Annotated in this window: 8 protein-coding genes; 5 read left to right on the top strand and 3 right to left on the bottom strand. The window is 31.5% G+C overall.

Annotation, left to right across the window (positions count from 1 at the left end; translation table 11 throughout):
• Position 1: 1 nt before the first annotated feature.
• Genes AB8B90_RS08850 through AB8B90_RS08860 form a run of 3 tightly spaced genes read right to left on the bottom strand, consistent with a single transcriptional unit; the run spans position 2 to position 3,862 of the window.
• Complete coding sequence (locus tag AB8B90_RS08850; RefSeq protein WP_405335817.1) at positions 2-589, bottom strand: sugar transferase; 588 nt, start codon at positions 587-589, stop codon at positions 2-4.
• Positions 590-591: 2 nt separating this feature from the next.
• Positions 592-3,066, bottom strand: coding sequence for a polysaccharide biosynthesis tyrosine autokinase (locus AB8B90_RS08855; protein ID WP_405335820.1), 2,475 nt, complete (start codon positions 3,064-3,066; stop codon positions 592-594).
• Between the two features lies 1 nt (position 3,067).
• Positions 3,068-3,862 carry a polysaccharide biosynthesis/export family protein gene (locus tag AB8B90_RS08860; RefSeq protein WP_405335823.1) on the bottom strand — a complete coding sequence of 265 codons (795 nt, stop codon included), beginning with the start codon at positions 3,860-3,862 and terminating at the stop codon, positions 3,068-3,070.
• A 103-nt stretch (positions 3,863-3,965) separates the two neighbouring features.
• Between AB8B90_RS08860 and AB8B90_RS08865 the strand changes: the two genes are divergently transcribed.
• From AB8B90_RS08865 to AB8B90_RS08885, 5 genes are all read left to right on the top strand, one after another.
• Positions 3,966-5,834 carry an ABC-F family ATP-binding cassette domain-containing protein gene (locus tag AB8B90_RS08865; protein WP_405335826.1) on the top strand — a complete coding sequence of 623 codons (1,869 nt, stop codon included), beginning with the start codon at positions 3,966-3,968 and terminating at the stop codon, positions 5,832-5,834.
• Positions 5,835-5,837: 3 nt separating this feature from the next.
• Positions 5,838-6,608: an O-methyltransferase gene (locus AB8B90_RS08870; protein ID WP_405335829.1), complete on the top strand. Its 771-nt coding sequence runs from the start codon at positions 5,838-5,840 to the stop codon at positions 6,606-6,608.
• Positions 6,609-6,685: 77 nt separating this feature from the next.
• Positions 6,686-7,369, top strand: coding sequence for an ABC transporter ATP-binding protein (locus tag AB8B90_RS08875; RefSeq protein WP_405335831.1), 684 nt, complete (start codon positions 6,686-6,688; stop codon positions 7,367-7,369).
• Between the two features lie 72 nt (positions 7,370-7,441).
• Entirely contained in the window at positions 7,442-8,017 is a 576-nt protein-coding gene (locus AB8B90_RS08880) for a cob(I)yrinic acid a,c-diamide adenosyltransferase (RefSeq protein WP_405335834.1), read from the top strand.
• A 149-nt stretch (positions 8,018-8,166) separates the two neighbouring features.
• Positions 8,167-8,388 (top strand): DUF2795 domain-containing protein, encoded by a 222-nt coding sequence (locus AB8B90_RS08885; RefSeq protein ID WP_010177336.1) that lies wholly within the window; start codon positions 8,167-8,169, stop codon positions 8,386-8,388.
• The last annotated feature ends 286 nt before the right edge of the window (positions 8,389-8,674 follow it).

An 8,674-nucleotide genomic window follows, 5' to 3' on the forward strand; every position in this document is an offset into this window, starting at 1 on the left:
TTTAATTTACTATCGATTTCAAAATAAAGTTCAAATCTAAAGAAAAACTATAATTCTCAATGTATTTTTTGTTTATTTTGACCTTATCTGGCCAAATATTCGTTCTATTGTAGGTTTCAGGGTCAACTTGCTGTGACAAAATGGTTTCTTCGTCTCTATATTTTAATGTTGCTGGTCCAGTTATTCCTGGTTTTACAATTAAAATGATTCGATCATCATTTTTTAACTCATCAGCAAAACCTGGAAGGTCAGGCCTTGGACCTACAAAACCCATATTTCCAAAAAGCACATTAAAAACTTGAGGTAATTCATCCAATTTATAGCGTCTTAAAAATTTTCCAAATTTGGTGGCACTTAAATCTAAATGTCCTAAAACATGATGTTCTTTTCGTAACGTTCTAATCTTAAAAATTTGAAATAATTTACCATGTTGACCAACTCTTTTTTGAAAAAACAAACCAAACTGACCAGTATCTAGAGTAGCAATAATTACAAATAATACAATAGGAATAATTAGCAATGGAACTAATGTGACTGATAAGACTAGATCAAAAAAACGCTTTACTCTAAGTTGGCTTTTTGTTATCACAATTATGAGCGACTAAAAAAGTTTTTAATTCGCTTCAATACTGATTTTTTATCCTTTTCATGATATGCATTTCCATAAACACCATAACCATAGCCATAACCGTAACCATAACCGTAGCCATAACCGTAATTATGATTAGTTTTATGTTTGTAGAAGTTTAGAACAAAACTTATATTTTTAACTTCACCTGTTCTATACTTTGCATTAATAAGTGATAACATTCCTTTTTTAGTGTAATCGAGACGTATCATAAAAATGGTTGCATCTGCATACTGAGTTAACTCAAGTGCATCTGTTACTAATCCTAGTGGAGGTGTATCTAAGACAATCATGTCATAATCTTTTCTAAGGTCAATAATAAGATCATGCATTTTATCAGACATTAAAAGTTCTGATGGGTTTGGTGGTACAGGTCCAGACGGAACAATATCTAAGTTTTCGATTTGAGTAGAGTATTTAACCTCATCAAATGTATGTTCATCAATAAGATAATTAACTACACCTAAATCATTTTCAATATTAAAATCGCCAAAGATTTTAGGTTTACGTAGATCTAGTCCTAGTAAGATAGTTTTCTTCCCTGACAAGGCGTAAACTGTTGCAATGTTAATTGAACAAAATGTTTTTCCTTCTCCACTAACCGAAGATGTGATCATTAATGTTCTACCTTCAGACGTTTTTTGTTTACTATAAATAAACTGAAGACTAGATCTAATAGCTCTAAACGATTCTGAAACAGCAGATTTAGGCTTTTCAAATACAATTAAGTTATTTTTATAATTGTACTTACCTATCAACCCTAAAATTGGAATTTTAGATAATTGTTCAATTTCATCAGATCCGTGAATAGTATTATCTAATAAAAAAAGAACAAATATTAAAAACATAGGAATGAAGAAACCAACCATCAAAGCCATCATGTAATTAAGCGACTTGTTTGGACCTATCAATCCACCACCAATATCTTTGGCTTCATCAATAATTGAAATATCGGAAATGTTTGCTGCTTTAACAATTGCAGCTTCACTTCGTTTGGCTGTATAAAGATTGTATGCTTCCTGACTTATATCTAATTTTCTTTGAATTTTTAAATATTGTTGCTGATCTTCAGGAAGATCACTCAATTTAGCTTCTAAATTTGCTATACTTCGATTTATAGTTGACAGTCGAATACCTATCGTTTTCTTTGTAGAACTTAGTACTTCTAAAAGAACATTTTTTTCAGAATCAATTTTCTTATCCAATTCTTTAAATAAACCAGAACCTTCTTTTGTGGTATACTCTAAATTTTGACGTTCGGCTGCTAATGTTATTATTTTTGAAACACTATTTAATATGTTATTTTCTTCAATTCCAACACTAGTAGGAGCGGCAATTTCGGTATAGTCTGTTTTTGTATTGAGATAGGTTTCTAAATTGTTTAAATAGTTTAATTTTAATTGCTCTTCTTCTTTATTTAAATCATATCCTTTTAGCTGATTAGAAATTTGAGACACCTCATCTGTGACATTAAATATTTTATTTTGTTTTCTGAATTTATTCATCTCATCAGTAACATCCTTGAGATTTGAGTTCACAGCAGCAAGACTACTATCAATAAACTTAATAGTATTAGTAGCATATAAATTTTTACGTTCTAATTCAGACTTACTTAAGATAACCGAAGTAGTATTAAGAAAATCAACAATTTTTGCTTTATTATTACCTGCAAGTTGAAGCTGTAATACAGATGGTGAAGATTTTGAAAATGGCGATATTATTATACTCCTTTTGTATCTATCTACAATCTTATCAAAACTTGAGAAGTTAATAAAAAACTCCGAACCTGGTTTAATATTTTTATCAGGATCAAAGAACAAACGTCCATTGATGAATGGTAAATCTATTAATTCTCCATCTGTGTAGGTTTTTGCAAAAGGACCAGTTGGCACAGAAACTTTATCGACTGTTTTGTCTGCATATTTTTGAGCACTCTTTTTACTGGATTCAAATTCAGTAAAAACTTCAAAGGTTTTGTTATCTAAAACCCTAATTCCAACAGGATATTCTAAGATTTGAGGTTTCGTTTTATCTAACTGAAAACTAAAAGGAGCCTTCTTATAAATGTCTTCTTTTCTATATCTTCCTTCTTCAAGGTATTGGATATACATTTGCAATGAGTCGACAACTTTTTCATTGTGAGTTCTCGTCTTTATTGCTGTCATTATTTTACCGACTTTACCTGACACTCCACCCCAATTAAAAGAGATACTAGTATTTGCAGTAAAAAAAGGATTTTGATCATTCTCTACAGAAATCAGAGAATCTAATTTATATACATTTTGTTTTCTTACGTTTATTAGGTAGCCTATTAAAAGCGCTACACCAATACATATTAAAACAAATTTCCACAGATTTAGAACTTTAAATAAATAACCTCTAAAGTCAAAACTTACGCGACCTGTTTCTTCAGTATCTAAATAATCTTGATTCGACATTCTATGTTCTATTAATTAACAAAATGGTAGTTGTGAGTAAACTTAAAATAGAAATTATGGTAGTTAATGTTTCTCTACCTGTTGTTCCAGTTCCCCAAGTTTTTTGTTTTAGTGGTTTAACATAAATGATATCATTTGGTTGAATGTAATAAAACGGAGAATTCATAACATTTTTATCTGTTAAATCAATTGTGTGTATTTGTTGTCCTTGTGGGTATTGCCTTATTATCTGAACTTCTTTTCTATTTCCTGTTAAATCAATCTCACCAGAATTTGCTATTGCTTCAAAAATATTTACCCGATTTTGAAAAAGTGTTATTGAACCTGGTGCTCCAACCTCACCATTAACAGTGAATCGTAGTCCTGCCAATTTAACTGTAATAAAAATATTAGCTGTTTCTTTAAATTGTTCTTCTAGAAGTTTTTCTTTAACCAGTTCTTCAATGGCCTCAGTCGTATAACCCAAAACATTAATTCTCCCTAACTCAGGTATTCTAATGTTGCCATGAAGATCTACCATAAAACCATCAAAATAAGCACGTTCAGCATTAGATGCACCTAAATCTCCATCACCCACAGGGTTAAAGATAGTCACGTTATCTTGATCTAAAACCTTAATACGAATATTCAAAATATCATTAACTTGAATCCTATAAGGCTTCTGCTGTTGAACCATAACTTGAGTTGAATCTGAGGAGGCACTCTTTTCTTGAAGGTAAACAATATCTTTATGAGGAATACATGATGTAGACAAGACACAAAGTAACAATCCTGAAAGCAATAATAGTCTATTCATTATAAATTTGCTTGTTGCTTGACAAATATAACTTATCACTATTAATATCAAAACTATTCACAGTTTTTTTGAGTAATATCCGTTACTTTGTAAAAAAAATACTTTGAATTATATAACTGTTGAGAATATTTCGAAATCTTATGGAGAATTAGAACTTTTTTCTAACCTCTCTTTCAGTATTCACAAAGACGACAAAATTGCTTTTGTTGCTAAAAATGGAAGTGGCAAAACATCGATTTTAAATATTCTTTCTGGTGATGATACACCTGATTCAGGTCAGGTGGTTATGAGAAATGGATTGAGAATTTCTTTTTTATCACAATCTCCACAATATGATAGTAATAGTACTATAAATGATACTATTTTTAATTCAGACTCTCCACAGCTAAAAATCATAGAAAATTATGAAAAAGCCTTATTAAACCCAGAAGACACAGAAACTTATCAAAAGGCTTTTGAACAAATGGATATTCATAATGCTTGGGAGTTTGAACTTCAGTTTAAACAGATACTGTCGCAATTAAAGCTGGATAATCTTAATCAAAAGATTAGTACCATGTCTGGTGGACAAATAAAACGATTAGCTTTAGCACAAGCCCTTATTAGTAATCCTGATGTTCTTGTTTTAGATGAACCTACTAATCATCTCGACCTTGAAATGATAGAATGGTTAGAGCAATACTTTGCAAAATCTCAGTTTACGCTATTTATGGTGACTCACGATCGCTATTTTTTAGAACGAGTTTGCAATGAAATCATCGAACTTGATCATGGGAAATTATATACATATAAAGGGAACTATACTTATTACTTAGAAAATAAACAAGCGCGAATTCAACTAGAACAAGTTGAAACAGGCAAAGCAAAACAACTCTTCAAAAAAGAATTAGAGTGGATGCGTCGTCAACCTAAAGCTAGAACAACAAAATCAAAATCTCGAATAGATGATTTTTCAGATATAAAAAAACGTGCACATCAACGTCGTAAAGATCATAAAATTCAACTCGAAATTAATATGGAACGCTTGGGAAGCAAAATTGTAGAGTTTCATAAAGTTTCAAAATCATTCAAAGACAAAGTCATCCTTAATGGATTTGAATACGTGTTTAAACGTGGTGAACGCATAGGCATAATTGGTAAAAATGGAACTGGAAAATCAACATTCTTAAACATGTTAACTCAATCCATTCAACCAGACGCAGGAAAAATCATTATTGGAGATACCGTTAAATATGGTTATTATACTCAAGGTGGAATTGAAGTAAAACCTGAACAAAAAGTGATTGATGTCATCAAAGATTTTGGCGAGTACATTCCACTCGCAAAAGGGAGGCAGATTAGCGCAAAACAATTACTCGAACGTTTTCTTTTTGATGGTAAAAAACAGCATGATTTTGTTGAAAAATTAAGTGGTGGAGAACAAAAGCGATTATACTTATGTACAGTCTTAATTCAAAATCCAAACTTTTTAATCTTAGATGAACCAACAAACGATTTAGACATCGTGACATTAAATATTCTAGAAGATTTTTTACTAGATTTCCCTGGCTGTCTTCTTGTAGTCTCGCATGATAGATATTTCATGGACAAAATTGTTGATCACTTATTCGTTTTTAAAGGAGGTGGTGAAGTTCAAGATTTCCCCGGAAACTATTCAGATTACAGAATTTATGAATCATCCCAACCTCAAGAAACAAAACCTGTAACAAGTAATTCTTCTGAAACCACAAAAAAGGACAACCAAAATAAAGCTCAAAAATTGTCTTATAACGAACAGAAAGAATACAAAAATTTAGAAAGTAAAATCCGTTCTCTTGAATTAGATAAAAAAGCTTTAGAAGAAAAATTCAATGACCCATCCCTTTCTCAAGATAAAATAAACGAATTATCAAAACAACTTCAAAGTATTATTGATGATATGGAAGAAAAAGAAATGCGCTGGTTTGAATTGGCTGAAAAATTTGAGTCTTAATTTATGTTTCAAATCATTGAATATTTAAAATTTCTTTTAAAATCTACCAATCAATATGGTGTTCACTCTCCTTTTGTATACGATTTGGTTACCAAATGTTTTTATAACAACACTAAATACAAGGATTATACAAATCTTTCAGCATATCGATTAGCTTTACTAAAAAACACAAAAGAAATTAAAATCACCGATTTTGGTTCAGGTTCTAGAGTATTCAAATCTAACACTAGAGCAATAGATTCAATTGCAAAAACTTCTGGGACACCTTTAAAAAGAGTAAAGTTGCTTTATCGAGTTACGCAGTATTTCAAACCAAAATACACTTTAGAATTAGGAACTTCACTAGGAATCGCAACACAGGCTTTGGCTTTAGGCCATCAAAAGAATCATATCACAACACTGGAAGGTTGCCCAAATATTTCAGATGTTGCCATGCAACAACTCAAAAATTTTAATATTACCAACACTACTGTAAAAACTGGGGAATTTAAAGCTTCACTCTCAGAACTAAAACAAGATCAATTTGATTTAGTTTTTTTTGATGGCAACCACAATAAACTAGCTACTTTAGAATATTTTGACTTACTCATAAATAAAGCTCATCATGACTCCATATTCATTTTTGATGACATTCATTGGTCAAAACAAATGACTGAAGCTTGGGAGATTATTAAAAAACATCCAAAAGTAACTGTTACAATTGATACCTTTTTTTGGGGATTTGTTTTTTTTAGGAAAGAACAGCTAAAAGAAAATTTCACTATTAGACTGTAACATACGTTAATGTATTGCGTCATATGGAGTGAAATCTGTATCTTGCAGAAACATCAACTAAAAAACCAAAAATTATAATGAGTAACGTCATTGAAATTAGAGATATTATTCGTGATTTTCAACTTGGTCAAGAAACCGTTCACGTTTTAAAGGGTATAGATCTAGATATTAAAATTGGCGACTATGTTGCTATTATGGGACCTTCTGGATCTGGAAAGTCAACGTTAATGAATTTACTTGGATGCCTAGACACTCCAACTTCAGGCTCATATATTCTTAATGGAAATGACGTAAGCCAAATGAGTGATGATGAACTTGCCGATATTAGAAACACCGAAATTGGTTTCGTGTTTCAAACGTTTAATTTATTACCAAGAACAACTGCACTAGACAACGTAGCATTACCTATGGTTTATGCAGGTATGTCTAAATCTGATCGCAATAAACGTGCTGAAGAAGTTTTAACAGATGTTGGTCTTTCTGATCGTATGGATCATAAACCAAATCAATTATCTGGAGGTCAAAGACAACGTGTTGCTGTTGGTCGCGCTTTAGTTAATAAACCTTCAATTATTCTTGCTGATGAACCTACAGGAAACTTAGACACAAAAACTGGGCATGAAATCATGAGTCTTTTTGATGATATCCACAAAGCTGGTAACACTGTTATCATGGTAACTCATGAAGAAGACATTGCCGCGCATGCAAAACGTGTAATTCGTTTACGTGATGGCATTATTGAAAGTGATACCAGAAACTAATCCGATAGTGTTTTAACTTCTCTTTATAATAAAATCTTTTTACTTTCAACTTATAACTTTTAACTTGCGTATATGAAAATATATACAAAAACGGGAGATAAAGGAACAACTGCACTTTTTGGCGGAACTCGAGTTCCAAAACATCATATTCGCATTGATAGCTACGGAACTGTAGACGAACTAAATTCACATCTAGGACTTATAAGAGATCAAGACATCAATAATCATTACAAAGATGTGTTAATTGATATTCAAGATAAATTATTTACTGTTGGTGCAATTTTAGCAACGGATCCTGAAAAGGCTACATTAAAAAACGGAAAGGACCGACTGAATATTCCTAAAATTTCTGAAGATGACATCTCCAAACTTGAGAAGGAAATGGACACAATGAATGAAGCTTTACCTCCTATGACGCATTTTGTGCTACCTGGTGGTCATCAAACGGTGTCATTCTGTCACATTGCGCGTTGTGTTTGTCGAAGAGCCGAACGTCTAGCTAGCGCTTTAAACGATTTAGAACCGTTTCAACCTGAAAGCTTAAAGTACTTAAACCGACTTTCTGACTACCTATTTGTGTTGGCACGAAAGTTGTCTTATGATTTACAAGCCGAAGAAGTAAAATGGATTCCACAAAAAGAATCCTAGAGTACCACTTTGCAGAATAAATGATTAGTTCTACTAGGCTTAAACGATTGAAACTATAAGTTCTTTAAAATTTTTATTTAATTAATTCACTTTTTTCTTGACTTTATGAACTATAATTTTATTTTTGCAAAAAATAAACCCATAAAGAAATGTATTGGACATTAGAATTAGCATCGTATTTAAGTGATGCGCCTTGGCCAGCAACAAAAGATGAATTAATTGACTACGCTATTAGAACAGGAGCTCCTTTGGAAGTTGTTGAAAATCTACAAGCTATAGAAGACGAAGGTGACTCTTACGACTCTATTGAAGAAATCTGGTCTGATTATCCAACAGACGAAGATTATCTCTGGAACGAAGATGAATATTAAAGTAATTTGTAAGACAAATTACTTTAAATACTAATAAAAGTTAAAAAGTCTCAAATTGAGACTTTTTTTGTGCCTTATTCTTTCAAAATAAATAACACAAATCATATCTTTGAGGTTCGCAAACCATAAAAGATAAAACGTTCTTAGCAACGTTTTTAAATCATATAAATAAACACCAATGAGTTTTTTAAATTCAGTATTAAAAGTATTTGTAGGAGATAAAGCCAAACAAGATGTTAAGGCTCTCTCTCCTATTGTAGAACAAGTCAAATCATTTGAAGGTGCT

This window comes from Psychroserpens sp., from assembly GCF_045105015.1.
GTDB lineage: Bacteria > Bacteroidota > Bacteroidia > Flavobacteriales > Flavobacteriaceae > Psychroserpens.